The 26,213-nt window shown below is 70.9% G+C and carries 24 protein-coding genes and 1 pseudogene; 8 read left to right on the forward strand and 17 right to left on the reverse strand.

The window, feature by feature from the left end:
* Positions 1-51: 51 nt before the first annotated feature.
* From OG379_RS24945 to OG379_RS24960, 4 genes are all read right to left on the reverse strand, one after another.
* Positions 52-1,995 (reverse strand): SpoIIE family protein phosphatase, encoded by a 1,944-nt coding sequence (locus tag OG379_RS24945; protein WP_405665241.1) that lies wholly within the window; start codon positions 1,993-1,995, stop codon positions 52-54.
* Between the two features lie 380 nt (positions 1,996-2,375).
* Positions 2,376-3,095 carry a DUF402 domain-containing protein gene (locus OG379_RS24950; protein WP_405665242.1) on the reverse strand — a complete coding sequence of 240 codons (720 nt, stop codon included), beginning with the start codon at positions 3,093-3,095 and terminating at the stop codon, positions 2,376-2,378.
* A 45-nt stretch (positions 3,096-3,140) separates the two neighbouring features.
* Entirely contained in the window at positions 3,141-4,544 is a 1,404-nt protein-coding gene (locus tag OG379_RS24955) for a class II fumarate hydratase (RefSeq protein WP_405665243.1), read from the reverse strand.
* Positions 4,545-4,734: 190 nt separating this feature from the next.
* Complete coding sequence (locus OG379_RS24960) at positions 4,735-6,399, reverse strand: fumarate hydratase (RefSeq protein ID WP_405665245.1); 1,665 nt, start codon at positions 6,397-6,399, stop codon at positions 4,735-4,737.
* Between the two features lie 205 nt (positions 6,400-6,604).
* On the opposite strand from OG379_RS24960, the gene OG379_RS24965 reads away from it, so the two are divergent.
* Both OG379_RS24965 and OG379_RS24970 read left to right on the forward strand, forming a co-directional pair.
* Positions 6,605-7,276, forward strand: coding sequence for a DUF1707 domain-containing protein (locus OG379_RS24965; protein WP_405665246.1), 672 nt, complete (start codon positions 6,605-6,607; stop codon positions 7,274-7,276).
* Between the two features lie 163 nt (positions 7,277-7,439).
* Positions 7,440-7,805 carry a WhiB family transcriptional regulator gene (locus OG379_RS24970; protein ID WP_393767317.1) on the forward strand — a complete coding sequence of 122 codons (366 nt, stop codon included), beginning with the start codon at positions 7,440-7,442 and terminating at the stop codon, positions 7,803-7,805.
* Positions 7,806-7,885: 80 nt separating this feature from the next.
* On the opposite strand, the gene glpX is transcribed toward OG379_RS24970, so the two are convergent.
* The gene (gene glpX, locus OG379_RS24975) at positions 7,886-8,917 is read right to left on the reverse strand and encodes a class II fructose-bisphosphatase (protein ID WP_393764474.1); all 1,032 of its coding nucleotides are present in this window, start codon (positions 8,915-8,917) and stop codon (positions 7,886-7,888) included.
* Positions 8,918-9,061: 144 nt separating this feature from the next.
* Here glpX and OG379_RS24980 point away from each other — a divergent pair, with 144 nt between their 5' ends.
* Entirely contained in the window at positions 9,062-9,607 is a 546-nt protein-coding gene (locus tag OG379_RS24980) for a DUF4245 domain-containing protein (RefSeq protein ID WP_405665248.1), read from the forward strand.
* A 90-nt stretch (positions 9,608-9,697) separates the two neighbouring features.
* Here the strand turns inward: OG379_RS24980 and OG379_RS24985 are convergent, their stop codons facing one another.
* From OG379_RS24985 to OG379_RS25000, 4 genes are all read right to left on the reverse strand, one after another.
* Positions 9,698-10,288 carry a malonic semialdehyde reductase gene (locus OG379_RS24985; protein ID WP_393764470.1) on the reverse strand — a complete coding sequence of 197 codons (591 nt, stop codon included), beginning with the start codon at positions 10,286-10,288 and terminating at the stop codon, positions 9,698-9,700.
* Between the two features lie 133 nt (positions 10,289-10,421).
* Entirely contained in the window at positions 10,422-10,676 is a 255-nt protein-coding gene (locus OG379_RS24990) for an exodeoxyribonuclease VII small subunit (RefSeq protein WP_104791847.1), read from the reverse strand.
* A gap of 40 nt (positions 10,677-10,716) precedes the next feature.
* The gene (xseA, locus tag OG379_RS24995; RefSeq protein ID WP_405665249.1) at positions 10,717-11,928 is read right to left on the reverse strand and encodes an exodeoxyribonuclease VII large subunit; all 1,212 of its coding nucleotides are present in this window, start codon (positions 11,926-11,928) and stop codon (positions 10,717-10,719) included.
* Between the two features lie 30 nt (positions 11,929-11,958).
* Positions 11,959-13,302 (reverse strand): APC family permease, encoded by a 1,344-nt coding sequence (locus tag OG379_RS25000; protein WP_405665250.1) that lies wholly within the window; start codon positions 13,300-13,302, stop codon positions 11,959-11,961.
* A gap of 77 nt (positions 13,303-13,379) precedes the next feature.
* Between OG379_RS25000 and OG379_RS25005 the strand changes: the two genes are divergently transcribed.
* Both OG379_RS25005 and ppgK read left to right on the forward strand, forming a co-directional pair.
* Positions 13,380-14,369, forward strand: a complete 990-nt coding sequence (locus tag OG379_RS25005; protein WP_393764463.1) for a 4-hydroxy-3-methylbut-2-enyl diphosphate reductase — start codon at positions 13,380-13,382, stop codon at positions 14,367-14,369.
* Between the two features lie 98 nt (positions 14,370-14,467).
* Entirely contained in the window at positions 14,468-15,205 is a 738-nt protein-coding gene (gene ppgK, locus OG379_RS25010; RefSeq protein ID WP_405665251.1) for a polyphosphate--glucose phosphotransferase, read from the forward strand.
* A gap of 3 nt (positions 15,206-15,208) precedes the next feature.
* On the opposite strand, the gene OG379_RS25015 is transcribed toward ppgK, so the two are convergent.
* Entirely contained in the window at positions 15,209-15,820 is a 612-nt protein-coding gene (locus OG379_RS25015) for a DUF6542 domain-containing protein (protein WP_405665252.1), read from the reverse strand.
* Positions 15,821-16,049: 229 nt separating this feature from the next.
* On the opposite strand from OG379_RS25015, the gene ychF reads away from it, so the two are divergent.
* Positions 16,050-17,138: a redox-regulated ATPase YchF gene (gene ychF / locus OG379_RS25020; RefSeq protein ID WP_393764458.1), complete on the forward strand. Its 1,089-nt coding sequence runs from the start codon at positions 16,050-16,052 to the stop codon at positions 17,136-17,138.
* 131 nt (positions 17,139-17,269) lie between these two features.
* On the opposite strand, the gene OG379_RS25025 is transcribed toward ychF, so the two are convergent.
* The 4 genes from OG379_RS25025 to OG379_RS25040 form a co-directional block, all read right to left on the reverse strand.
* A complete protein-coding gene (locus tag OG379_RS25025) occupies positions 17,270-17,419 on the reverse strand; it encodes a hypothetical protein (protein WP_405665254.1) in 150 nt (49 codons plus the stop codon).
* Positions 17,420-17,688: 269 nt separating this feature from the next.
* Positions 17,689-18,963, reverse strand: coding sequence for an MFS transporter (locus OG379_RS25030; protein ID WP_405668635.1), 1,275 nt, complete (start codon positions 18,961-18,963; stop codon positions 17,689-17,691).
* A gap of 17 nt (positions 18,964-18,980) precedes the next feature.
* Entirely contained in the window at positions 18,981-19,520 is a 540-nt protein-coding gene (locus tag OG379_RS25035) for an ArsR/SmtB family transcription factor (RefSeq protein ID WP_405665255.1), read from the reverse strand.
* 141 nt (positions 19,521-19,661) lie between these two features.
* Positions 19,662-20,558: a LysR family transcriptional regulator gene (locus OG379_RS25040; protein WP_405665256.1), complete on the reverse strand. Its 897-nt coding sequence runs from the start codon at positions 20,556-20,558 to the stop codon at positions 19,662-19,664.
* 79 nt (positions 20,559-20,637) lie between these two features.
* Between OG379_RS25040 and OG379_RS25045 the strand changes: the two genes are divergently transcribed.
* On the forward strand, positions 20,638-20,985 hold the full coding sequence (locus OG379_RS25045) for a DoxX family protein (RefSeq protein ID WP_405665257.1): 348 nt from the start codon (positions 20,638-20,640) through the stop codon (positions 20,983-20,985).
* A 23-nt stretch (positions 20,986-21,008) separates the two neighbouring features.
* Here OG379_RS25045 and OG379_RS25050 read toward each other — a convergent pair.
* Together OG379_RS25050 and OG379_RS25055 are read right to left on the reverse strand one after the other, a co-directional pair.
* Positions 21,009-21,644: pseudogene (locus tag OG379_RS25050) on the reverse strand (DUF6000 family protein).
* Between the two features lie 3 nt (positions 21,645-21,647).
* Positions 21,648-22,379 (reverse strand): HEAT repeat domain-containing protein, encoded by a 732-nt coding sequence (locus OG379_RS25055; RefSeq protein ID WP_405665258.1) that lies wholly within the window; start codon positions 22,377-22,379, stop codon positions 21,648-21,650.
* Positions 22,380-22,614: 235 nt separating this feature from the next.
* On the opposite strand from OG379_RS25055, the gene OG379_RS25060 reads away from it, so the two are divergent.
* On the forward strand, positions 22,615-24,126 hold the full coding sequence (locus OG379_RS25060; protein WP_405665259.1) for a cryptochrome/photolyase family protein: 1,512 nt from the start codon (positions 22,615-22,617) through the stop codon (positions 24,124-24,126).
* Between the two features lie 66 nt (positions 24,127-24,192).
* On the opposite strand, the gene OG379_RS25065 is transcribed toward OG379_RS25060, so the two are convergent.
* Entirely contained in the window at positions 24,193-26,043 is a 1,851-nt protein-coding gene (locus tag OG379_RS25065; RefSeq protein WP_405665261.1) for a flavin-containing monooxygenase, read from the reverse strand.
* Positions 26,044-26,213 lie beyond the last annotated feature (170 nt).

Here is a 26,213-nt window from a genome sequence, read left to right on the forward strand (position 1 = left end):
CGCCGTCGACCCTCCGTGGCCCGGGCGGCCCGGGTGGCCCCTGGCCGGTCCCTAGGGGGTGGCCATCTCGAACCAGACCACCTTGCCCGTCGACAGCCGGGTCGCTCCCCACCGCCTGGCCAGCCTGTTGACCAGGAACAGCCCGCGTCCGCCCTCGTCCGTCTCCCGGGCGCGCCGCTGCCGGGGCAGCTGCGGGGAGTCGTCGCCGACCTCGCAGCGCAGGATGTCCGTACGCAGCAGGCGCAGCGTCACCGGCCGCTCGGCGTACCGCACGGCATTGGTCACCACCTCGCTGACCAGCAGCTCCACCTCGTCCGACAGGTCGTCCAGCCCCCACCGGCTCAGCGCCCTGCGGGCCAGCCTGCGGGCCCGGCCGGGCGCCGCGTCCTCCGGCTCCAGGAACCAGTACGCGACATCGCTCGGCGCGATCCCGTCGAACCGCGCCGCCAGCAGGGCGATGTCGTCGTCCCGGTCGCCGGGACCGAGCATGTCCAGCACGTCGTCGCAGAGCGCTTCCAGCGGCGGTGAATGATCCGGGCCCGTCAGCTGGGCGGTGGCGGCGAGCCGCTCCCGCAGGATCTCGATGCCCGTCCAGACGTCCCGTATCCGGGACTCCACCAGTCCGTCCGTGTACAGCAGCAGCGTGGCGCCGGCCGGGGCGTCCAGCTCGACGGCCTCGAAGTCGACCCCGCCGACACCGATCGGCGCGCCCGGCGGCACCCGCAGCACCTCCGCCCGGCCGCCCAGGTGGAGCAGCACCGGCGGCGGATGGCCGGCGTTGGCGATCGTGATGCGGTGCGCGACGGGGTCGTACACCGCGTAGAGGCAGGTCGCCATGCGGTCGCTGCCGAGCCGCTGCGCCTGCTCGTCCAGATGGTGCAGGACCTCCTGCGGGGGCAGGTCCAGGCCGGCCAGGGTCTGCGCGGTGGTGCGCAGCTGGCCCATGATCGCCGCGGACGTCATGGAGTGCCCCATCACGTCACCGACGACCAGGGCGACCCTGCTGCCGGGCAGCGGGATCGCGTCGTACCAGTCGCCGCCGACCCGGGCCGTCTCGGCGGCCGGGAGATAGCGCGAGGCCAGGCGTACGCCCGTGGGCTGCGGCAGGGAGTCGGGCAGCATCGTGCGCTGGAGCTCGTCGGCGATGTAGGCCTCTCGGCCGTACAGCACGGCCTTGTCGATGCCGAGCGCGGTGTGCGTCGCCAGCTGGGCCGCGACCAGGAGGTCGTTCGCCTCGAACGGCGGGCGGTCCGTGCCGCGCAGGAAGACGGCGGCGCCGATCACCCGGCGCCGGCCCCGCAGCGGAGCCAGGATCGCGCGGTGCCCGGTCGGCACGGTCCGGCCGGCTCCCAGCAGTTCGGGCAGGGCGACGCGGGCCGCGGCGGAGTCCCCGAAGACCGGCCGAACCCCTCGGAGCACTTCGGCGAGCGCGCCGCCCGCCCGGATCTCGCACAGGTCGGCGGCCGGCAGCAGCCCGGCCTGCGGGTCGGTGACGGACAGCCGCAGCCGCTCGCCCTCCGGCCCGCTCTCGCTCTCCTCGTCGGCCAGCCGCAGCCTGTCGGTACGCCGCAGCCGCAGCACGAAGGGGTTGACGGGCCGCTCGTCACCCACCGGGAGCGGGTCGCGGAGGTAGACGAGTATGGCGTCGGAGAACGTGGGCACGCTCGCCCGGCAGAGGCCCAGCACGATCTCGTCCAGATCTATGCCGCGCGCGATCCGGCGGGTCGCCGCGCCGACGAACCGCAGCCGGTCCCCTTCGCGCCGCGTGACCGTCTGGGTGTCGGCGACGGAGGCGGCCGTGTCCGCGCCGGGCGCGGGACTCGGTACGGCGTTCGCCGCCGGGCTCTGCGCCGGGTGCGGCACCGGGGAGGGGCCGGGGATCGCGGCGGTGGCAGCGGCGCCCGGCGGGGCTTCCTCCTGCCGGGGCCGGGCGCGTTCCTGTGGCCGGGCGGCGAGGGGCTGCCGGCCTTCGTGGGAGGTGGGATGCTCCGTCACGCGTGGGATTCCGTCCGTCCGGGCCGCTTGTATGAGGCAATCACCTTGTGGGGCGCCACTGTGCCCCGGCAAGAGCGGTGAGAACAACGGCTGTCACCGGATGCCCCTGGAAAAGGGGCCGAAACCGTACGGCCACCAGGGCGACCGGTAAGGGGTCTTCCGGTGGCCGGGCAGCGGACAGCGAACACGTCTCCACCCCTCGTAGTGGTTCGTGCGTCCGCACGGTCCACCCGGCTCCGTGGGCCGTGTGACTCATGCGGTGCGTTCGGTGACTGGTGGTCAGGCCCCTGTCCGGCCACGCCGGTTGTGGCGCGTCGGTCCGGCGGAGCGGTTCATGGAGGGTGATCCTACGTTTGCCCCCCTGGGGTGCATCAAGGGTCTCACGACGGCGTGGGGGCGGGGGTGCGGTCCCAGTCATCGGGCAGCGGGGGGACCTGCCACCTGGGGTCGGGCCGCCAGTGCTCCCATCCGTCGCTGAACGGTGCGCCCCAGTGCTGGATCACCTCGACGGCCGCCAGCCCCGCCTCGCGCACCCGCCGGGCGGTGGCCTCGTCCATCAGCCCGACCCGCTGCGCCTGCGCGAACTCGTCCTCGTCGAGCCACTCCCAGCTGTGGTCGGGACGCACCGAGATGTCGAGGAAGTGGTCCTGCGAATCCACGCCGCCCGACCAGCGTGAGCGCGGCTCCTCGAGGTTGACGTACCAGTTGCGGAACAGCCAGCCGCGGTCCCAGAACAGCCAGACCGACCAGGGGTCGCCCGGTCTGGCGAGCTTCAGGACACCCGAGCCGAACCACCGGGACCGCACCGTCGTGCGCGGGCGTGTGTAGCGGGTGGCGAGCGGTTCGGCGTGCACCTGGGTGCCGTCGGCGAGGACCGGCCTCACACACTCGGTGCCGGACGCCATCCACACGGCCAACAGTTCGTCGGTGTCCTGGACGACGGTGACCGGCCGGCAGATGTGGACCGCGTTGCCCTCACCGTCGCCCGGTCTTCCGTTGTCCCGGTACCGCCAGAGGATCCGGTCCCCCGGCGACCAGCGCCCGCCGTCTCCCGCACCCGCCCCGGTGCCCGCTCCCGTACCCGCTTCCGTCGCTGTCATGAAGAGATCTTAGGGACGGCCGTCCGGCCGCACGTGCGTTACGCGTCAGGGCCGGGTCATACGCAGCACGTCCAGGGCCTCGTCGAGCTGTTCCGGCGTCAGGTCACCGCGCTCGATGTACCCCCCGGCCAGCACTGTCTCCCGGATCGTCGTGCCGTCGGCCAGGGACTTCTTGGCGACCTTCGCCGCCTGCTCGTAGCCGATGTACTTGTTCAGCGGGGTCACGACCGAGGGCGAGGACTCCGCGTACTGCCGGGCCCGCTCCACGTTCGCCGTGATGCCGTCGACCGTGCGGTCGGCGAGCAGCCGGGAGGCGTTGGTGAGGAGCCGAACGGACTCCAGCAGGTTCTTCGCCATGACCGGAAGCATGACGTTGAGCTCGAAGTTGCCGGCCGCTCCTGCCGCGGCGACCGTGGCGTCGTTGCCCGTCACCTGGGCCGCGACCATCAGCACGGCCTCCGGGATGACCGGATTGACCTTCCCCGGCATGATCGACGAGCCCGGCTGCAGGTCGGGCAGGTTGATCTCGGCCAGCCCGGTCCGGGGGCCGGAAGCCATCCAGCGGAGGTCGTTGGAGATCTTGGTGAGCGACACGCCGATCGTGCGGAGCTGGCCCGACGTCTCGACGAGCCCGTCCCTTGCACCCTGCGCCTCGAAGTGGTTGCGGGCCTCGGTGAGCCGCAGGCCCGTCGTGCGGACGACCTCCGCGATCACCGCGGCGGAGAACCCGGGCGGGGTGTTGATCCCCGTGCCCACCGCCGTGCCGCCCAGGGGGAGTTCGGCGAGGCGGGGCAGCGAGGCCTGCAGCCGCTCTACGCCGTAACGGATCTGCGCCGCGTAGCCGCCGAACTCCTGCCCCAGGGTGACGGGGGTGGCGTCCATCAGATGTGTACGCCCCGACTTCACGACCTCAGAGAATTCGGCCGATTTCCGCTCCAGGGCGGTGGCCAGGTGTTCGAGCGCCGGGATCAGATCGGCGGTGACGGCGGCGGTCGCGGCGATGTGGATGGACGACGGGAACACGTCGTTCGACGACTGGGACGCGTTGACGTGGTCGTTGGGGTGGACCTCGCGGCCGAGCCGCTCCGTGGCGAGCGTGGCCACGACCTCGTTGGTGTTCATGTTGGACGAGGTGCCGGAACCCGTCTGGAACACGTCGACGGGGAAGTGCTCGTCCCAGCGTCCCGCCGCCACCTCCGCGGCCGCCTCCTGGATCGCTTCCGCGATGTCCGGATCCAGCACCTTCAGTTCGGCGTTGACCTTGGCCGCCGCGGCCTTGATCCGGGCCAGGGCCTCGATGTGGGCCCGCTCCAGCCGCTGCCCGGAGATGGGGAAGTTCTCCACCGCCCGCTGTGTCTGTGCCCGCCACTTCGCGTGGGCGGGCACCTTCACCTCGCCCATCGAGTCGTGCTCGACGCGGTACTGCGTGTCCTCGGCCGGTTCGCCCATGGTGTTGTTACCTCCTGCTGGAACGAGCGCGGTCGGCGCCCGCGGTATTCCGCTACTCCTGCCCCGGACCGCCGGACGGATCACGCCCCGCCCCGACGTTCACGCGTCCACCGGACCCGCCTCCGGCGCGCCCGCACATGCCGAAGGGGCGCACCCGGTGGCCGGGGCGCCCCTTCGGCGGGGTGTGCGGTCAGCCGAGGCCGGGGCCGCGGACCGGGATGCTGGTGAAGGTCGGGGCCGGGGCGGGCTCGGTGAAGAAGTCGTTGCCCTTGTCGTCGACCACGATGAACGCGGGGAAGTCCTCGACCTCGATGCGCCACACCGCCTCCATGCCGAGCTCCTCGTACTCGACGACCTCGACCTTCTTGATGCAGTCCTGCGCGAGGCGCGCGGCGGGGCCGCCGATCGAGCCGAGGTAGAAGCCGCCGTGCGCGTCGCAGGCGTCCGTGACCTGCTTGGAGCGGTTGCCCTTGGCGAGCATCACCTTGGAGCCGCCCGCCGCCTGGAACTGCGCGACGTAGCTGTCCATGCGGCCGGCCGTCGTCGGGCCGAAGGAGCCGGAGGCGTAGCCCTCGGGGGTCTTCGCCGGGCCCGCGTAGTAGACCGGGTGGTCCTTGAGGTACTGCGGCATCTCCTCGCCGGCGTCGAGCCGCTCCTTGATCTTGGCGTGCGCGATGTCGCGCGCCACGACCAGCGGGCCCGTCAGCGAGAGCCGCGTCTTGACCGGGTACTTGGTCAGCTCGGCGAGGATGTCGTCCATGGGCTGGTTCAGGTCGATCTGCACCACGCCGGACTCGTCCAGGTGCTCGTCCGTGGTGTCCGGGAGGAAGCGCGCCGGGTCCTTCTCCAGCTGCTCCAGGAAGACGCCCTCGGCGGTGATCTTCGCGGTGGCCTGGCGGTCGGCCGAGCACGACACGGCGATGGCGACGGGCAGCGAGGCGCCGTGCCGGGGGAGGCGGACCACGCGCACGTCGTGGCAGAAGTACTTCCCGCCGAACTGCGCGCCGATGCCGATCTTCTGCGTCAGCTCGAAGACCTTCTCCTCCAGCTCCTTGTCCCGGAAGCCGTGACCGGTCGGGGAACCCTCGGCGGGCAGCTCGTCGAGGTAGTGCGCGGAGGCGTACTTCGCGGTCTTCAGCGCGAACTCCGCCGACGTGCCGCCGACGACGATCGCCAGGTGGTACGGCGGGCAGGCCGCCGTACCCAGGGAGCGGATCTTCTCCTCCAGGAACTTCATCATGGAGGCCTCGTTGAGGACCGCCTTGGTCTCCTGGAAGAGGAACGACTTGTTGGCCGAGCCGCCGCCCTTCGCCATGAAGAGGAACTTGTACGCGCCGCCGTCCGTCGCGTACAGCTCGATCTGGGCCGGGAGGTTCGAGCCGGTGTTCTTCTCGTCCCACATGGTCAGCGGGGCCATCTGCGAGTAGCGCAGGTTGAGCTTGGTGTACGCGTCGAAGATGCCGTGCGACAGGGCCTCCTCGTCACCGCCCTCGGTCAGGACGTTCTGCCCGCGCTTGCCCATGACGATCGCCGTGCCGGTGTCCTGGCACATCGGCAGGACGCCCGCGGCGGCGATGTTCGCGTTCTTCAGGAGGTCCAGCGCGACGAACTTGTCGTTGGACGAGGCCTCGGGGTCGTCCACGATGCGGCGCAGCTGCGCCAGGTGGGCGGGGCGCAGATAGTGAGAGATGTCGTGCATGGCCTCGGCCGCGAGGGTGCGCAGGGCCTCCGGAGCCACCTTGAGGAACGTACGGCCGTCGGCCTCGAAGGTCGAGACGCCGTCGGCGGTCACCAGCCGGTACGGCGTGGTGTCCTCTCCCAGGGGGAGCAGATCGGAGTACGCAAACTCTGGCATTACGGCCATTCCTCACTCGGCGACAGCGGCTGACCACCCTTGGACAGCGCATCCACCAGGGTAGAACGCCGCCGACGCGCCGAGCCTGTGAGGTAAGGCTCACCCCGGAACGCTTGATCCCGCACGGCGGATTCGAGCACGGGGGATCCGGTGAGGGGCCGGAGAGGTGCTGTCGCGATCTATCGCGTTTCGGTACGCTGTCCCGGTGGACCTCGAGAAGCAGCCTCAGCAGCCCGTCGCTCCGGCCGGTCCCGCGCCCGCCGGAATCCGCGCATCCGACGCGGACCGCGACCGGATCGCGGACATCCTGCGGGACGCCATGGCCGAGGGCCGGCTGACGGCCGAGGAGCACGCCGAGCGGGTCGACCTGGTCTACCGGGCCAAGACCGTCGGCGAGCTCGAGCCGCTGGTCCAGGACCTCCCGGCAGCGGGCGGCGCCGCCCGCCCGGCCGCCTCGCCCTACGGTTACGGCCCCGAGGCGGCGACCGGGCCCGCCGAGAATCTGGTGGCGGTCTTCAGCAGCTCCACCCGCAGGGGCCGTTGGCGCGTCGGCGGGCGCACGAACGCCTTCTCGCTCTTCGGCAGCGTGGAGATCGACCTGACCGAGGCGCTGTTCGGCCAGCGTCTGACGGTCATCAACGCGACGTCCATTTTCGGCAGTGTCGAGATCAAGGTCCCCGAGAACATCTCGCTGCGCGGCAGTGGAACGGGCATTTTCGGCAACTTCGAGGTCGACACACTGGAATCCGCCGATCCTGAGGCACCGGTGGTCGTCGTGAACGGCTATTCCGTATTCGGAAACGTCGAGGCGAAGCCCAAGCGTGGCAAGCTCATCACCAACCTCCACCGGCAGTTGCGCAAACACCTCGGCCACTGAGGCCGCGCGGCCGGGGCACCGCGAATTCCGGCCAGCGGGCGCCGTGATGGCGCCGTGGGGGCCGGAAGGCGGCGCCACTCAGTGCATAGGCGTGCGTACAGCGGGTAGGGAGTGCTGCATCGCCTCTCGCTCACGAAGCCGAAGCCGTCGTCAGGAGTGGACCGTGCTGCACATGCCGCATCAGCCCCTGCAGGTCGCCGCCGTGCCGTCCCAGCGCACACCCGCGCGGGAGGACCAGGCGGGGCCCTGGCACTCGGAGGCTGTGTGCCGCCGGGACGAAGCCGGGCTGTTCTTCGCCCCGTCGAAGGAGCCGACCGCTGCGCGGCTCGCCCGTGAGGAGGCCGCGAAACAGGTCTGTGCGAGGTGCCCGGTGATGGTGGAGTGCCGGGAGCACGCGCTCATACAGCCCGAGCCCTACGGGGTGTGGGGCGGCCTCACCGCCGCCGAACGCCGTGTGGTGCTCGCCCGGCGCCGCAGGCGCGACATGGAGCTCAAGGCCGCGGCCCCGACGGGACGCATAGCCGGCTGAGTTCCGCTAGCCGGCTGAGTTCCGCGCGCACGGATGTGGGGCCGCCCGGCCGGGCGGCCCCACATCCGTGCGCGCCGGGACTACTTGGCGCGGTCGAAGTCGATCGCGCTGTAGGCGCGCAGCTTCGACAGCCGGTGCGTCGAGTCGATCCTGCGGATCGTGCCCGACTTGGACCGCATCACCAGGGACTCCGTGCTCGCCGTCTCCGCGCGGTACCGCACACCGCGCAGGAGTTCGCCGTCGGTGATCCCGGTGGCGACGAAGAAGACGTTGTCCCCGCTGACGAGGTCGTCCGTCGACAGGACCCGGTCCAGGTCGTGGCCGGCGTCCAGCGCCCGCTGCCGCTCGGCCTCGTCCTTGGGCCAGAGCTTGCCCTGGATGACACCCCCGAGGCACTTTATGGCGCAGGCCGAGATGATGCCCTCAGGGGTGCCGCCGATGCCCATGAGCAGGTCGACACCGGTCCCCTCGCGGGCCGCCATGATCGACCCGGCGACGTCGCCGTCGGAGATGAACTTGATCCGGGCGCCGGTCTCCCGGATCTCCCTGACGACGTTCTCGTGCCGGGGCCGGTCCAGGATGACGACGGTGACGTCCTCCGGGGAGGAGCTCTTGGCCTTCGCGACGCGCCGGATGTTCACGGACACGGGGGCGTTGATGTCGACGAAGTCGGCGGCCTCGGGACCCGTGACCAGCTTGTCCATGTAGAAGACGGCGGACGGGTCGAACATCGCGCCGCGGTCCGCGGCGGCCAGTACGGCGATCGCGTTGGGCATGCCCTTCGCGTTGAGCGTGGTGCCGTCGATCGGGTCGACGGCGATGTCGACCTCGGCTCCGGTGCCGTCGCCGACGCGCTCGCCGTTGAACAGCATGGGCGCTTCGTCCTTCTCGCCCTCACCGATGACGACGATGCCGTTCATCGACACCGTGGAGACGAGCGTGCGCATGGCTTTGACCGCGGCGCCGTCGGCGCCGATCTTGTCGCCGCGGCCGACCCAGCGCCCGGCGGCCATGGCGGCGGCCTCGGTGACCCGCACCAACTCCAGGGCCAGGTTGCGGTCGGGGGCCTCGGGGGAGACCTCGAGCTGGGACGGCAGATGATGCTCGGACATCGGAGCGCACCTTTCTGTACGACGACGACCGGAAAAGAGGGTGCTGTGACTCTATCGGTAGGTCGATAAAATGAGCAGAGCGGGTCACGTATGAGCGGGTGCCCGCTGGCCGGACGCCCGGTGGCCCATGCCACCATTGAGTCCGTGGCAAGCAAGCGAGGCAAGCAGACCGTCCGGGACATGATCCTGTCGATGCTCGTGATCACCGCAGTGGCGGGCGTCGTCTACATCTTCATCCCGCACGACGACAAGGCCGACCCCATCAAGGCGGTCGACTACCGGGTCGAGCTCGCGACGGCCCGTCGCGCCGCGCCGTACCCCGTGGCCGCCCCGGCGGGGCTGCCCGAAGGCTGGAAGCCGACCTCCGTCTCGTACGAGGGGCACAACGGCGCGGGGTGGCACCTCGGCTTCCTCGACCCGGACAAGAGGTACGTGGCCGTCGAGCAGTCGACGACCCCGGCGAAGAAGTACGTCCCCGAGGTCAGCCGGGACGCCAGGAACACCGGGCGCACGCGCGAGGTCTCGGGCCGGGACTGGGAGATCTGGAACGGGCCGAAGTACGACGCGCTGGTGCTGCACGCCGAGGGCGTGACGACGGTGGTCACCGGCTCGGCCCCCGCGGACCGGCTGGCGGAGATGGCCGCCGCGCTGAAGACGGCCGCCCCCTCGGCCGCTCCCTCCGCCTCCTGAGGGCCCCGTACCACCGGAAGAGCCCCACGACGCTCGGCGTCGTGGGGCTCTTCCGCTGTTCCCGGGAGGCCGGCGCCTCCGGGAGGACGGTCAGACGGTCGTGATGACCTCGTCGTAGGAGAGGCGCGGCAGACGCGGGAACCAGGCGTCCTCGCCCGGCTTGCCGATGTTGACGGCCATGATCAGCTTGTGGTCGCCGTCCAGGAACTCCTTCTCGATGCCCGCGGCGTCGAAGCCGGTCATCGGGCCGGCGGCCAGGCCGGCGGCGCGGACGCCGATGATGAAGTAGGCGGCCTGCAGCGTGGCGTTGAGCGCGGCCGACTGCTCGCGGACCGGGCGCTCGGAGAAGAACGCGTCCTTGGCCTGCGGGAAGTGCGGCAGCAGCGCCGGGAGTTCCTCGTGGAACTCGTGGTCCGCGACGAGCAGCGCGACCAGCGGGGCGGCGGAGGTCTTCGGCCGGTTGCCCTCGGCCATGTGCTTCACGAGGCGCTCGCGGCCCTCCGGCGTACGGACCAGGACGACGCGGAGCGGCGACTGGTTGAAGGCCGTGGGGCCGTACTTGACCAGGTCGTAGATCGCCTGGACCTGCTCGTCGGTCACCGGCTCGTCGGTGAACGTGTTGGCAGTGCGGGCCTCACGGAAGAGGAGGTCCTGGGCGGCGGGGTCAAGAACGAGGGACATCTGGAGCGTTACCTTCCGGGCTGTGCGGATCAAGCGACACGATCACCGTAACCGAGAGATAGATTAAACTTCAACTAAATCCGTCCCGGAGTGATCCACCGCACACGAGGTCCCCGAAGAGGCCCGGAAGCGCCTACTCCGCGTCGCCGCCGGCCTCCGAGGGCTCCTCGGGGCGTGCCAGCGCCGCGTCCAGCCGGGCCCGCGCACCCTCCAGCCAGTGCCGGCACACCTTCGCCAGCTCCTCGCCGCGCTCCCACAGGGCCAGCGACTCCTCCAGCGTCGTGCCGCCCGCCTCCAGGCGGCGTACGACCTCGATCAGCTCGTCCCGCGCCTGCTCGTACCCGAGCGTGCCCGTCGCGGCAGCTGTCGTCGTCCCGTCGTCCGTCATGCCGACCACCCTATGCGCGGGCTACGACAAACCCGGCGGCTCACTCCGCGACCCGTACGGTGAACTCGCCCTCGGAGACCCGCGCCCGCAGCTCCTCGCCCGGCGCCCCGGCGTCCGCGGGGGAGCGCACCACATGGCCGTCCGGCCGCTGCAGCACCGCGTATCCCCGCTCCAGCGTCGCCGCGGGCGAAAGCGCCACGACCCGGGCCCGGGTGTGAGAGAGCTCCGAGTCGGCGCGGTCCAGCAGATGCCCGAGGACCCTGCGGCTCCGCCCCACGAGTGCGTCGACCTCCGCTTCCCGCTCGTCCACCATCCGCTGCGGCCGCTCCATGGAGGACCTGCCCAGCGCATGCGCCAGCCCCCGCTCCTCCCGGTCGATCAGCCCCCGCACGGTCCGGAGCGCCCGGTCCCGGAGCTGCTGGACGCGGTCGAGCTCCTCACCCACGTCCGGGACGACCTTCTTCGCCGCGTCCGTCGGTGTCGACGCCCGCACATCGGCCACCAGGTCGAGCAGGGGCGAGTCAGGTTCGTGCCCGATCGCGGAGACCACCGGCGTGCGGCACGCCGCCACCGCCCGGATCAGCGCCTCGTCGGAGAACGGCAGCAGGTCCTCGACGCTGCCCCCGCCCCGGGCGACCACGATCACGTCGACCTCGGGCAGCCCGTCCAGCTCCTGGACCGCCTGGACCACCTGATTCACGGCGTGCACACCCTGCACAGCGGTGTTGCGCACCTCGAAGCGCACCGCCGGCCAGCGCCGCCTGGCGTTCTCCAGCACATCGCGCTCCGCCGCCGACGCCCGTCCCGAGACCAGGCCGATCAGCTGCGGCAGGAAGGGCAGCGGCCTCTTCCGGTCCAGGGCGAAGAGCCCCTCGGCGGCCAGTGACTTCTTCAGCTGCTCCAGCCGCACCAGCAGCTCGCCGATGCCCACCGGCCGTATCTCCGTGGCCCGCAGGGAGAGCTGCCCGCGCGGGGCGTACCACTCGGGCTTGGCGAGGACGACCACCCGCGCGCCCTCCGTCACCACATCGGCGATCCGGTCGAAGACCTGCCGGAAGCAGGTCACGCTCACCGAGATGTCGTGGGAGGGGTCGCGCAGCGTCAGGAACACCACCCCGGCACCGGGCCGGCGTGACAGCTGGGTGATCTGCCCCTCGACCCAGACCGCACCGAGCCGGTCGATCCAGCCGCCGATCAGCCGCGACACGTCGCCGACGGGCAGCGGGGCTTCCGGGGACGTAGTGAGAGCCATACGGGCGAGCGTATCGGCCGGTACGGACAATCAGGCCGCCCGCCGCCCCCACTGCACCGCGAGCACCACCAGTCCGATCCCCAGCCAGCACAGGCCCACCAGCTGGGCGCTCGTCGTCGCCTCCAGGATCACCGCGACCAGCACGCCCGCGCCCACCACCGGCACCACGATGTGGCGCCACCAGTTCGGCGGCCCCTCCATCCGGCGTACGGCGAACCAGCCCACCACCGACGCGTGCAGCAGCACGAACGCGGTGAGCGCGCCCACGTTCACGACCGACACCAGGTGGTCGAGGCCGTCGTCGCGCCGGGCCGCCCACACCGCCGCCACCAGCGTCACGACCGCGGCGCACGCGATCGCGACACGCGGCACCCCGGACCGGCTGTCCACCCGGGACAGGAACGACGGCAGCCGCCCCTCCCGCCCCATCGCGAACACCAGCCGACCGGCCGCCGCCTGCCCGGCCAGCGCCGCGAAAGCCGCCCCGATCGCCTTGCTGGCGGCCACCAGATCGTGCAGCCAGGAGCCGACCGAGGCGTCCACCGCGTCGTAGAACGCGGACCCCTGCTTCACCGGATCCGCCGCCAGCTCCGCCGAGCTCACCGGTTCCAGCAACGCCGCCAGATACGACTGGACCACGAACAGCGCACCGGCGAGCACCAGGCAGAACAGCACCGCCCGCGCCACCTTCGCCGAACCCCCCGTCACCTCCTCCGCGAACGAGGCGATCGCGTCGAACCCCAGATAGGACAGCACCGCCACGGACACCGCCCCCAGCACCGCCGTCATCGAGAACCCGGTGTCGCCGGTGAGCGGCGACAGCCAGCCCCGCTGCGCCCCGTCCCCGGCCAGCACCACCACCGCCGACACCACGAACACCAGCAGCACCACGATCTCCAGGGCGAGCACCGCGAAGCCCACCCGGGCCGCCGCCCGTACGCCCCAGAGGTTGAGCAGTGTCGTCACCACGACGGCGATCGCCGTCCACACCCACCGCGACACCTCGGGGACCAGCGCGTTCATCGCGATTCCGGAGAAGAGATAGGCGACGGCCGGGATGAGCAGGTAGTCGAGCATCGCCATCCAGCCGGCGATGAACCCCGGCCCCTCCCCGAGCCCCTTGCGGGCGTACGCGAAGACCGAACCGGCGAGCGGGGCCACCCGGACCATCTGGGCGTAGCTGAACGCGGTGAAGGCCATCACCAGGGTCGCCACGAGATACACCAGCGCCACGGCCCCGTCGGACTTGGCGTCCAGGGTGCCGAAGACGCCGACCGGGGCCATGGGCGCGATGAACAGCAGCCCGTAGACCACCAGGTCCCGGAACCCGAGTGTCCGCCGCAGCTTTCCTTCTTCCGCGCTGCTCCCCGCCATGAACCCTCCGTCGCTGGTTGCGTACGCATCAGTCTCGCGACCCCGTCGGCCCGGCGCCTGTTCGGTACGGCCTTACGATGGGACGCATGACTGCTTCTCCTGCCCGCCGTGTCCTGCTCGCAGCGCCCCGTGGCTACTGCGCGGGCGTGGACCGCGCCGTGATCGCCGTCGAGAAAGCACTGGAGCAGTACGGTGCCCCGGTCTACGTCCGTCACGAGATCGTGCACAACAAGTACGTCGTGCAGACCCTCGAGAAGAAGGGCGCGATCTTCGTCGACGTGACCGCGGAGGTGCCCGAGGGCTCCATCGTGATGTTCTCCGCGCACGGGGTCGCCCCGACCGTCCATGCCGAGGCCGCCGAGCGCAAGCTCGCCACGATCGACGCGACCTGCCCGCTGGTCACCAAGGTCCACAAGGAAGCCGTCCGCTACGCCAAGGAGGACTACGACATCCTCCTGATCGGTCACGAGGGCCACGAGGAAGTCATCGGCACGAGCGGCGAGGCCCCCGACCACATCACGCTGGTCGACGGCCCCGACGACGTGGCGAACGTCGAGGTCCGCGACGAGTCGAAGGTCGTCTGGCTCTCCCAGACCACGCTCTCCGTCGACGAGACGATGGAGACCGTCGGCGCGCTCAAGGAGAAGTTCCCGAACCTCCTCTCCCCGCCGAGCGACGACATCTGCTACGCCACGCAGAACCGTCAGATCGCGGTGAAGAAGCTGGCCGAGGACGCCGAGCTGGTCATCGTCGTCGGCTCGAAGAACTCCTCCAACTCGATCCGCATGGTCGAGGTCGCCCTGGACGCCGGCGCGCCCGCCGCCCACCTCGTGGACTTCGCCGCGGAGATCGACGAGGCGTGGCTGGAGGGCGTCACCACCGTCGGGCTCACCTCCGGCGCCTCGGTGCCCGACGTCCTCGTCGACGGCGTGCTGGAGTGGCTGGCCGAGCGGGGTTACGCGGACGTCGAGACGGTGAAGACGGCCGACGAGTCGATCACCTTCTCGCTGCCCAAGGAGCTCCGGCGCGACCTGCGCGCCGAGGCCGCCGCGCTCTCCGCCCAGTGACCGGGGGTTGCCCGGCCCCCGGCCGGGCGACCCGGGTGCACCCGCCGGTTCGCCCTTCCGGGGAGTGATCCTCGCCACCTGCCCGTACCGTGGATCACATGGAGATCTTCGGTGTGGATATCGGCGGTTCGGGGATCAAGGGTGCGCCCGTGGACCTGGACCGCGGAGAGCTGGCGCAGGAGCGCCACAAGGTACTGACACCTCACCCGGCCACGCCCGAGAGCGTGGCCGACGGTGTGGCCGAGGTCATCGGCCATTTCGACTGGCAGGGGCCGGTCGGCATCACGTTCCCCGGAGTCGTCACCGGCGGCATCACCAGGACCGCGGCCAACGTGGACAAGGGCTGGATCGACAAGGACGCCCGGGCGCTGCTCAGCGACCGTATCGGGCGGTCCGTCACGATCCTCAACGACGCCGACGCGGCCGGTGTCGCCGAGATGACTTTCGGCGCGGGCCGCGACCGCAAGGGCACGGTGATCATGCTGACGTTCGGTACGGGCATCGGCAGCGCGGTCTTCACCGACGGGCAGCTCGTCCCCAACACCGAGCTCGGCCATCTGGAGCTGCACGGTCACGACGCGGAGAAGCGCGCCTCCACGAAGGCCAAGGAGGACGAGGACCTGAGCTGGAAGCACTGGGCGCACCGGGTGCAGAAATACCTGGTCCACGTGGAGATGCTGTTCTCGCCCGAGCTCTTCATCATCGGCGGGGGCGTCAGCCGCAAGGCGGAGAAGTTCCTGCCGCTCATCGAACACGTGCGGGCCGAGATGGTCCCGGCCCAGCTGCAGAACAACGCGGGCATCGTCGGTGCGGCGATGGCGGCTGCCGGCAAGTAGCGTCTAGGCGCGGGGGCGGCGGTCGGCCCGGTCGGCCCTGACCAGGTGTCGCTGCCGCTCCCGCATATGCCGGATCTTCCGTACGGACGCGATGAGACCCGCGATGAGCGTGCCCCCGTACAGCCAGCCCGCCTGGACGGCGAGCGCGGTCACGACGGCCATCGCCTGCCCGCCGAAGCCGCCGGTGCCCCCGGCGACGGGGATCACGCCGACCGCGAAGGCGATGGGCACGATGATCGGGGCGGTCACCAGGTCGGCGGGCCGGACCCAGAGGGCGGTCAGGGCGCTGACGGGCAGGAAGAGCAGCCCGTACACGAGCTCCGAGCCGCCGAAGAGCAGCCGGTCCGCGCAGGCCAACAGGAACATGACCAGGGCCGCGAAGAGGCCGGCGCCGATGCCGGTCAGCCGGGGATTGGGGAATCTGCGCAGCGCCAGGACCACGGGCGGGGCCCCGCGCCGGGGCCCGGGACCCGGACCGGCCGCCGGCGCCGGGGCGACCGCGACCCCCACCGGATAGCCGGCCGCACCCGTGGCCTCGCCGAGGCCGCCGGGCGGTGCGGGCCGGCCCTGCGGGGGCTGGGTGCGCTGCGGGATACGTGTCCTGTGCTGGTCCACCCCGACAACCTAGGACGCCGGGTGCACTCTTTCGGGCGTTGGACACGCGTTTTGGGTGACCTTGGCGTTGCGTTCGATACCGCACGGCCGAAACAGGCCCGTTCGGCCCCCGGCCGGCCTCCGTCCCCGCACCCGTGACGGGCCGACCGGCCCCGCCCGTAAACTGGAGAATCGGTCCACCCCCGGCCCGCCCGCACAGCCCCTCTCCTCACTTCAGGAAGTCGCCAAAGTGTCGCTCACGATCGGAATCGTCGGCCTGCCGAATGTCGGCAAGTCGACCCTTTTCAACGCCCTGACCAAGAACGACGTGCTGGCGGCCAACTACCCGTTCGCCACCATCGAGCCGAACGTCGGCGTCGTGGGGGTCCCCGACCCGCGCCTGAACAAGCTCGCCGAGATCTTCAGCTCGCAGAAGCTGCTCCCCGCCACGGTCGACTTCGTCGACATCGCGGGCATCGTGCGGGGCGCGAGCGAGGGTGAGGGCCTGGGCAACAAGTTCCTCGCGAACATCCGCGAGTCCGATGCGATCTGCCAGGTCATCCGCGCCTTCAAGGACGAGAACGTCGTCCACGTCGACGGCAAGGTCTCGCCCAAGGACGACATCGAGACGATCAACACCGAGCTGATCCTCGCCGACCTCCAGTCCGTCGAGAAGGCCGTCCCGCGTCTGACGAAGGAGGCCCGCCTCCAGAAGGACAAGGTCGCGGTCCTCGCCGCCGTCGAGGAGGCCCAGAAGATCCTCGAGGCGGGCGACACGCTCTTCTCCCAGGGCATCACGGCCGGCACCGAGAAGGGCCGCCTGCTCCACGAGCTGCACCTGCTCACGACGAAGCCCTTCCTGTACGTGTTCAACGTCGACGAGGACGAGCTCGTCGACGAGGACTTCAAGAACGAGCAGCGCGCCCTGGTCGCCCCGGCGGAGGCCATCTTCCTCAACGCCAAGATCGAGTCCGAGCTGATCGAGCTGGACGACGACGAGGCCCTCGAACTCCTCCAGTCCATGGGCCAGGAGGAGCCCGGCCTGGCCACCCTCGGCCGCGTCGGCTTCGACACCCTGGGCCTCCAGACCTACCTCACGGCAGGCCCGAAGGAAGCCCGCGCCTGGACGATCAAGAAGGGCGCCACGGCTCCGGAGGCGGCCGGTGTGATCCACACCGACTTCCAGAAGGGCTTCATCAAGGCGGAGATCGTCTCCTTCGACGACCTCGTCGAGACGGGCTCGGTCGCGGAGGCCCGCGCCAAGGGCAAGGCGCGCATGGAGGGCAAGGACTACGTGATGCAGGACGGCGACGTGGTGGAGTTCCGCTTCAACGTGTAGTCGCGTCGATGAGTGCGTGAGGCATCTCGTCAAGCGTGCAGGCCGGAACGGGTCCGCCTCCTCGGAGGTGGACCCCTTCATTTTCCCGTACCGGACGGGTGCTGGACCTTCTGATTCCCCGGCGGGGCGATTCAGGTGTCGTAGATCGTGGCGCGGTGTCCGACGCGGATGACCCACATGATCAGTTCGCCGTTGGTCAGGATGCGGAGATCGGTGTCGCGCGGAACCTTGCGGAGTTCGGCTCGGGCTTCCGGGTGGAAGACGGTGCGGTACTCACTCACTTCGCGCCAGCGTCTCCTTGCCAAGTGTGCGCGGACGTCGCGGATGGACTCCATGGGCATCTGCGTCATACGCCCAAAAGGTGCCAGATATCTCATGTGTACCCAACGGCTACTGACCTCGGGCGGGCCCCAGGTCGGGCTGGATGACGTATCACCCTGCTGGATTGCGTGCTGGATGGGATCTTCAGCACCAGCGTTTCCGCAGGTGGGAGCCCAGATCAAAGGGGTCCGACTCTCCGGGGTCGGGCCCCTGGCGTTGTCGGAAAGCGTCACGACGGCGCGGATGCGTCCTCCTGAACGGGCTCCTCGGAATCCGGGTGACCTGGACGGTCGGTCGAGGCGGCGCCACGCAGTGCCGCCTCGACCCGGCGGTTGCTGGTCATGGTCGCCGTGACGGCGGTCATGGCCAGGAGGAGGCCGCCGGCTGTGTAGAGCGGGGTGCGCACGCCGTACGTGCCGGCCAGCCAGCCGCCGAGGAAGGCGCCGAACGGGGCGGCGCACATGGCGAGCATGCGTGAGGTGGAGGCGACCCGGCCCATCAGATGGGGCGGGACGATCGCCTGCCGGAGCGAGGGTGCGAGCACCATCGTGGCGCCCATGCCCGCCCCGCAGACGGCGAGCGCGAGCCCGGCCACGTAGGGATTCGGGGCGGCGGCAAGCCCCAGGACGGCCAGTCCCTCGACCGCGGCCGTGCAGGTCAGCGCAGCGCCGGTGCCGAGCCGTCGGCCGAGGAAGGAAGCGATGCCCGCGCCGAGCAGGCCGCCAGTGGCCTCCGCCGTGAGGAGCAGGCCGTAGCCGAACGTGTCGATGCCGAGGCGGTCGTGCGCGAAGAGGGCGAGTACGGTCTCCACCGCGAGGAAGGCGACGTTCCCGACCGCGGGACGGAGTGCGAGCCCGAGCAGCAGCCGGTCCCGGAAGACGTACGAGGCCCCGGCCCGCGCCTGGTGGAGCAGCGACTCGCGGGCCTGCGGTACGGGCCGGGGCGCGGTGGGCAGCGACCGTACGAGCAGTGCGGAGAGCGCGAACGACACCGCGTCGGCGAGCAGCGGAACCGCCCGTCCCAGCGCGAGCAGCGCACTGCCCGCGGGCGGCCCCGCGAAGCCGGACATGGCGGTCTGGGCGCCGCGCAGGCGGGAGTTGGCGCGCGCCAGGAGTGCGGGGTCGCGGCCGAGCAGATCCGGCAGATAGGCCGTGGCGGCCGTGTCGAAGAAGAGCCCGCCGAGGCCGAGCAGGAAGGCGACGGCCGCGAGCAGCGGAATGCTCAGCACGTCGAGCGCGGCGGCCACCGCCGGTATCGCGAGCAGCGCCGCACGCGCCGCGTCCGCGACCCACATCGTGCGCCGGCGGTCCCACCTGTCCACCAGCGCACCGCCGAGCACCCCTAAGAGCAGCCATGGCAGCGTCCCTGCGGCGGTGACGACCGCGAGCGCCATCGGATCCCGCGTCAACGCCAGCGCGAGCAGAGGCAGCGCGGCATGCGTCACCCCGTCGCCGAACGAGGACACCGTCTGCGCGGTCCACAGCCGACCGAACCCGACCGGCAACGTCCCTGCCTTGGGTGTCACTTGGATCTCCCCTCGGCCTGCTCGCGCGGCGCCGGCCGGAACAGCGCGAAGGCGAGCGACACGTCCGGCAGCGACGGATCGGACAGCTCCTGGTACTCGTCCGCCAGCGCCTCCAGTCGCGCCCCCAGCTCCGCGAACTGCTCCCCGGTGAGCCGCAGATGCGCCATCCGTACGTGCCGCTCGCCCTCCACCGGTGCGGCCTCCAGGTCCGCCACCGCCTGCCGCATCAGCACATCCGGGCCTCCCTCGCCCGGATCCGGCAGCACGATCGCCCGCGCGGCCATCGCGTAATACCGCTCGGTGACCCCTCGCACCTTCCGCGTCCGCACCACCTTCACCAGGCCGGCCCGCTCCAGGAGGCGCACGTGGTAGCTGGAACTCCCCTTCGCGAGCCCCAGCCGCTCGGCGATCTGCGTGATCGTCGCCGGCTCGAAGCGGAGCACGGCCATGATCCGGTGACGCGTGAGGTTGGAGACGGCGCGTAGCTGCTCGTCGGTGGTGACGTGAAACGTCTCGGGAAGGTCTTCAGCAGGCATGCGCCCAATGGTCAACGATTCTTGACCATTGGGCAAGGGGATTCCGTAAGAGTTTTGGAGCTCTGAGGGGAACTGTTACGGACGACCGTCCATCAGCGCGGCCGCGAGGCGGTGCCCGTGGCGCGTCCCGGATCGGAGTCGTCACCGTGGTCGGAGCACGGTCAGGCACGAGTCGACGAAATCCTCGACGACGGGGTTGTCGCCGGCGGCCAGGGGCCGGACGACAGCGACGGTGCAGGGGGAGACGCCCGTGACGGGGCGCTGGGTGATGCCGGGGCGGGGGTAGTACCGGGCGGCCGCCGATGGGGCGAGTGCGATGCCGTAGCCGTTGGCGATGGCGTTCAGCCAGTCGTCCGGGTGGCGCGTCTCGGCGCCGATGCAGGGCGGGTTGCCCTCGCGTGCGTCGGTCGCCAGCCACCAGTCGCGCCATTCGCCGGCCTCCGGCGGGGAGGCCACGAACGGCTCGTCCCAGAGCTCCCGGAAGGCGATCGACTCCCGGTCCGCCAGCCGATGACCGGACGGCAGCAGCACGCAGCGAGGCTCGGTGAACAGCTCGGTCACCCGCAAGCGTTCCTGGCCGGGGAAGGGCAGATACAGCAGCGCGGCATCGACGCCGCCGTCAGCCAGCCCTGCCGTCGGCTCGGACCACACGCCCTGCCGCAGCTCCACCCGCCAGCCCGGTCGGAGGTCGCCGAACGCCGAGATGATCGCGGGGGTCGCCTCGTTGGCCCCGCTGCCCATGATGCCGACCCGCAGTATCCGCTCCGCCCGGCTCGCGGCGGCCTTGGTCTCCCGTACCGCGTCGTGGAGCGCGTCCAGCAGGACCGGCACACGATCGGCCAGTGCCCGGCCCGGGCCGGTGAGGGTCATGCCGGTTCGCGAGCGGATGAAGAGCTGCACGCCCAGCTTCACTTCGAGCTGCTTGATCTGTTTGGTCAGGGAGGGTTGCGCCATGAACAGGCGTTCCGCGGCACGGGTGATGTTGCCCTCATCGGCCACGGTGGCGAAGTAACGCAGCAGGCGGGTGTCCACATCCATGCCATCAGGCTATGGACGCAGGTATTGGACCGCCACGGTAGGGGCCCGCGAGGGTGGAGGTGATCCGGAAAGGACCCTCATGTATCCCGCTTATCTCGTCCTGACCCTGCTGACCGCCACCGCGACGGGCATCGGCGCCTATATGGACTTCACCCGACACCCCAAGATCGTTGCCATTGCGGAGCGGCTCCAGGTGCCGGTGTCCTGGATGTACCCACTCGGCGCCTGTCTGGGCGCGGCCTCGGTGGGCCTGCTGGCCGGCCTGGTCGTACGGCCCTTCGGGGTCGCGGCTGCGGCGGGCCTGGTCCTCTACTTCATCGGCGCAGTCGTTACCCACCTGCGGGTGCGCGACCATCAGCTCGGCGGTGCGCTGCTGTTCCTGGGCCTGTCCGCTGCGACGCTCGCCACAGCCCTCGCTGCCTCATGAGCATGCGGAAGCAGGACACGGGCTCAGGTCACGGACACCCAGCCGTCGGCGAAGTCGCACTGGACATCGGTCCGGCGTCGCTGCGCGGCGGGGGTGTATCCGGGGTCGCCCTGGAGGTGCGCGAGGGCCTGGACCCAGCGGTCCCAGAGGCCGTCGGGCTCCGTGAACCGGTCGGCGTGTCGGGTGCCGAGGTGGGCGTCGAGGCGGAGGAGGGCACCGAGGGCGGCGGGCCGGTCGTAGCGGAGGTCCGTGCGGGGGAGGTAGTGGTCCAGGTACGAGGCGAGGACCTCGGCGTCCGCGTGGGTGCCGAAGCGGGCCAGGGCGAATCAGTAGGCGCCGCCGGAGAAGCAGAACTCGCCGGCCAGGAGGAGGCCGCCGATGCGTTCGCGGAACGTGGCGCGTCGGCCTACGCCGATCAGCCAGGCGGCGGTGAAGCGTGAGCGCCACTCGTAGCCGAGGACTGCCTCCAGTTCGGCGTCGGTGATCGTGCGTGCGTCGTCGATGAGTTGACGCGTGAATCGTTCGGCGTGTGGCCACCCGGGCCGCAGGACGCGACCGCTCTTCAGGTCGCGGTAGTGCGGGTGGTCCGAGTCCTTCCTCGTCACGTAACGCTCGATCACGTGGCCGTAGCCGATCTCCTCGGGGTGCTGGAACGGCATGGGTCACCTCTCCGGGTGCAGGTCGGTACGGTCGATCCAGGTGGGCGTGACGAAGATGTCCTTGCCGACCGGTGCTTCGGTGGCTTCCAGCAGGGAATGCGTTCGTGTTTCCTCGACCAGTTCCTCCCAGGGTGCCGCCCAGTCGACCTGCCAGTCGGGGCCCGTGTAGGAGACGTAGTACGTCCGCTCGCCTTCCACCTGCAGAAACTGGGAGTACAGGATTACCTGGCTGTGGTCGGCAAGGTCGTTGATGACCTCTTCGAAGGCTGCGGAAGGCCGGCAAAGGCCGCCCGGGTCGGTTGTGTCGCCCAGGCGGGCGGTGAGCGGAGGGATGACCGGGGTACGGGCGCCGAGTTCGGTCAGAGCCCAGCGGATTCCCGCGGGCTCGCTCCAGTCCGGTGGCGTCGCCCGTTCCAGGCAGGCGCGGTAGGCGCGGCGCAAGGGGGCGCCCGTGCCCTCGATCTCCAGGGTTGCCAGAGCCATGGCCGCCCACTCGCGGACGGTCGGGTTGTCGCTGTCCAGCAGCCCTACGAGAGCGGGTCCGCAGCTCGGGTCGGCCACCCCCTCGAAGACCTCGATGGCGGTCAGCTGCCCGAAGCTGCCGAGGGAGAGCAGCCCTTCGACGGTGGCGGGGACGGCTGCGGAGCCGATCCGGACCAGTTCCGCGCGAGCGTCGTAGGACGCCTCGGCCTCGCCGTCGAGTTGCTGGACGAGTCTCTCGATGCGGGAGGTCATGACGCCGGGTGGTCGAGGCGCCAGAAGGCGGGGAGCCACCAGCAGAGCACCGGGTGGTCGTCGGGCCGCGGGACGCGGGCCTCTGCTGCCGGGTCCTCGAACGAGTCGCGGGATGGCGAAGTGCGGCCCCCGGCGTGTGCCGGGCGCCATCCGCGCCGGCGTGCGTTTTGATCTGTGAGGGAAAGTGCCGCGCCGCACGCCGGCCGGGCGATGGTTCGTCGAGGGAGCGCTCGCAATGGCTGAGGAGGAGTCCGGCGCCACCCACTGGCTGTTCGGCGATCAGCTCGGTCCCCATTTCGTCGATCCGGCGTTGGGCGGCCCGCAGCGGAACGCGCCGCTGCTCATGGTCGAGGCCCGCAGCGTTTTCCGACGGCGGCGGTTCCACCGTGCGAAGGCCCACCTGGTCCTGTCCGCGATGCGCCATCGGGCCGCCGAGCTCGGTGACCGCGTGCGGTACGTCAAGGCGGACACCTACCGTCAGGGCCTGCGTGAGGCAGTGGGGGACGGCGCGGTGACCGTGCACCATCCCACCTCCCACGCGGCCCACGCCTTCGTGCGCTCGCTGCCATCCGTGAGCGTCCTGCCGGCGCGCGGCTTTCTCGTGACGCACGACGAGTTCAGGGGCTGGGCGGACGGCCGCGGCGAGAAGCACCTCCGGCAGGAGGACTTCTACCGTTGGGTCCGCAGGACGCACGACCTGCTGATGGAGGGCGACCGTCCCGTCGGCGGCCGGTGGAACCTGGACCACGACAACCGGCAGCCCCCGCCGCGCGGCGTCAGCGACCTGGGGCTTCCTGCGGCCTACCGCCCCCGGGAGAGCGACATCGACGCCGAGGTACGGTCCGACCTCGACCGCTGGTCGCGTGAAGGGGACGTCGAGTTCGTCGGTGAGGACGCACCCCGCACGTTCCCCGCGACCCGCCGGGAGGCGCTGGCCGCCCTCCGCCGCTTCGTGGAGCACCGGCTCGCCTCGTTCGGAGCGTACGAGGACGCGGTTCTCGCCGGGGACACGACGATGAGCCACAGCCTGCTCTCCTCGTCGCTCAACCTCGGCCTGCTGGACCCCGCGGAATGCGTCGAACGGGCGGAGGCGCGGTGGCGGTCCGGCGATGTGCCGCTCAACAGCGCCGAGGGATTCGTGAGACAGATCGCCGGATGGCGTGAGTTCGTCTGGCACGTCTACTGGTACTTCGGCGAGCGGTACCGCGCGAGCAACACCCTGGGCCATCAGGAGCCGCTGCCGGACTGGTTCACGGAACTGTCCCCGGACGGCACGGAGGCGAACTGCCTCACCCACGTCCTGGAGCAGGTCAGGACCACCGGCTGGACGCACCACATTCCGCGCCTGATGATCCTGGGCAGCTATGCCCTGCAGCGAGGGTGGGCGCCCGGGGCCGTCACCGACTGGTTCCACCGCAGCTTCGTCGACGGCTACGACTGGGTCATGGTCCCGAACGTGGTGGGCATGTCGCAGTACGCGGACGGGGGCCGCATGACCACCAAGCCCTACACGTCCGGAGGCGCGTACATCGACCGCATGAGCGACTTCTGCGGCCCCTGCAGGTACAAGCCGTCCGTACGGGTCGGTGAGGACGCCTGCCCATTCACCGCCGGGTACTGGAATCTCCTGCACCGCCACCGCGACCGGTTCGAGCGCAACGCGCGGATGACCCAGGCGGTGCGGGGGCTGGACCGGCTCCGCGATCTCGACGCCCTGCTGGAGCAGGAACGCGACCGCCGGGGTTGAGGACGTCTGACCCCCGGTCCGCCGGGGCGGGACCGGCTTCCCGCTCCGGCGGTCGGCTTCGTTCCGTCAGCCGCCGCTCCCGTCGGGGACGAGGCTCTCGGTGCGGGTCACCGGTCGCGGGGCGGTCCTGGGCCGCAGAACCTCGTCGACGGAATCCTCGCGCCACTGCTTCAGCAGTTCGTGGAAGGCGACGGCGCCGTGGGGGTAGGCGCTCGGGGAGTTCGGACGGCCGAGTCCCTCACGGTTGTAGTAGCCGGGGGTGCACCCGGCGTGGAACCACTCGTGGTCGGGCGCGTCCTTGGCCATGACGGAGATCCATGCGTCCTCGGCCTCGCGTGAGGGTTCCAGGAGGGCGTCCCCGGCCTCGGCCGCCGCGACGAGGGCGGCGGCGTGGACCGCCTGCTCGTCGAGGACGTGCGTGAAGTTGACGCTGCTGGCGTTGTGCAGAGACCCCATCCGGATCAGGTTCGGGAAGTTGTTGCTGGTGAAGCCGTGCAGCGTGCGCGGGCCCTCCTGGGCCATCGCGTGCAGAAGCTGGGTGCCGTCCCGGCCGTGGACGGGAAGCTTGCCGGAGTGGATGCCGGAGACCCCGACGGAGAATCCCGTGGCGAAGATCAGGCAGTCGAGTTCGTAGGTGTCGCTGCCGACGACCACACCGTTTTCGGTGACGCGCTCGATGCCGTGGGTGTCCGCGGTGTCGACCAGGGAGACGTTGTCGCGGTTGAACGCCGGGTAGTACTTGTCGGAGAAGGTGGGGCGCTTGCAGGCGTACCGGTACCAGGGCTTGAGCTTCTCCGCCGTACCGGGGTCGGTGACGCTCTGCTCGACACGGGTGCGCAGTTCGTTCATCTTCGCGGCGTCGGCCACCTCGTACGCGGCTTCGAAGGCCGGGCCCTCGCCCTCGCGGCCGAAGCTCGGCAGGAGCTTCTCCAGGAGGCCGGCCGAGGAGGTCCAGCCGTCGGCGACGAGGTCCCGTTCGGCCGCCTCGCCGGAGACGATGCGCAGGAAGTTCTCGCGGCGCTCCCGGGCCCAGCCGTCACGGTCGGCGCCCACGTCCTCCGCGGTGGTACGGCGGTTGGCGCGCACATCCACGCTGGAGGGGGTGCGCTGGAAGACGTAGACGTGCCGGGCGTCCTCGGCCAGCATCGGAATGACCTGGACGCCGGTGGCGCCGGTGCCGACGATGCCCACGCGCTTGCCGGCGAGGCCGGTCAGGCCGCCGTCCGGGGTGCCGCCGGTGTAGGCGTAGTCCCAGCGCGACGTGTGGAACGTGTGGCCCCGGAAGGTCTCGATCCCGGGTATCCCGGGCAGCTTCGGCTCGGTCAGCGTGCCGGTGGCGGCGACGACGTACGTGGCGTGGAACGCGTCGCCGCGGTCGGTGGCCACGATCCACGTCTCGGACGCCGTGTCCCAGGTGAGCGAGGTGACCGCGGTGGAGAACAGGGCGTCCGGATAGAGGTCGTACTTCTGCGCGATGCGCATGGCGTGGCGGCGGATCTCCTCACCGGGGGAGTACTTCCACTCCGGCACGTACCCGGTCTCGTCGAGCATCGGCAGATAGACGTGCGACTCGATGTCGCAGTGGATGCCCGGGTAGCGGTTCCAGTACCAGGTGCCCCCGAAGTCGCCGCCCGCCTCGACGATCCGGACCCGCTCCACGCCCTGCTGCCGCAACCGCGCCCCGGAGAGGATCCCGCCGAACCCGCCGCCGATCACGGCGACGTCCACGGTGTCGTGCAGTGCCTCGCGCGCGGCCGGCTCCCCCGCGTACGGATCGGCGGCGTAGTAGCCGAACTCGGCGTCCGTGCCGAGGTACTGGCGTGCTCCGTCGGGCCGTACGCGCCGCTCGCGTTCCAGGTCGTAGCGCCGCCTCAGTTCGGCGAGTTCGTCGGGGGCCGGCGCTTGAGTGGTGCTCATGTGGGGGTGTCACTCCAATCGGTCAGCCGCCCTGGGCTGAACGGCCATCAGCTACCGTAGCAACGACCGGACAACGATGTCCGGTTGCCTGTGCGGGTGGCCGGAAACACTCGCACAGGACGTCTCCTCACCCCTGCTCGGGCCCGTCGGCCTCCGGTCGGCGGCCCTCT

The sequence above is a fragment of the Streptomyces sp. NBC_01166 genome (genome assembly GCF_045039765.1).
Lineage (GTDB): Bacteria > Actinomycetota > Actinomycetes > Streptomycetales > Streptomycetaceae > Streptomyces.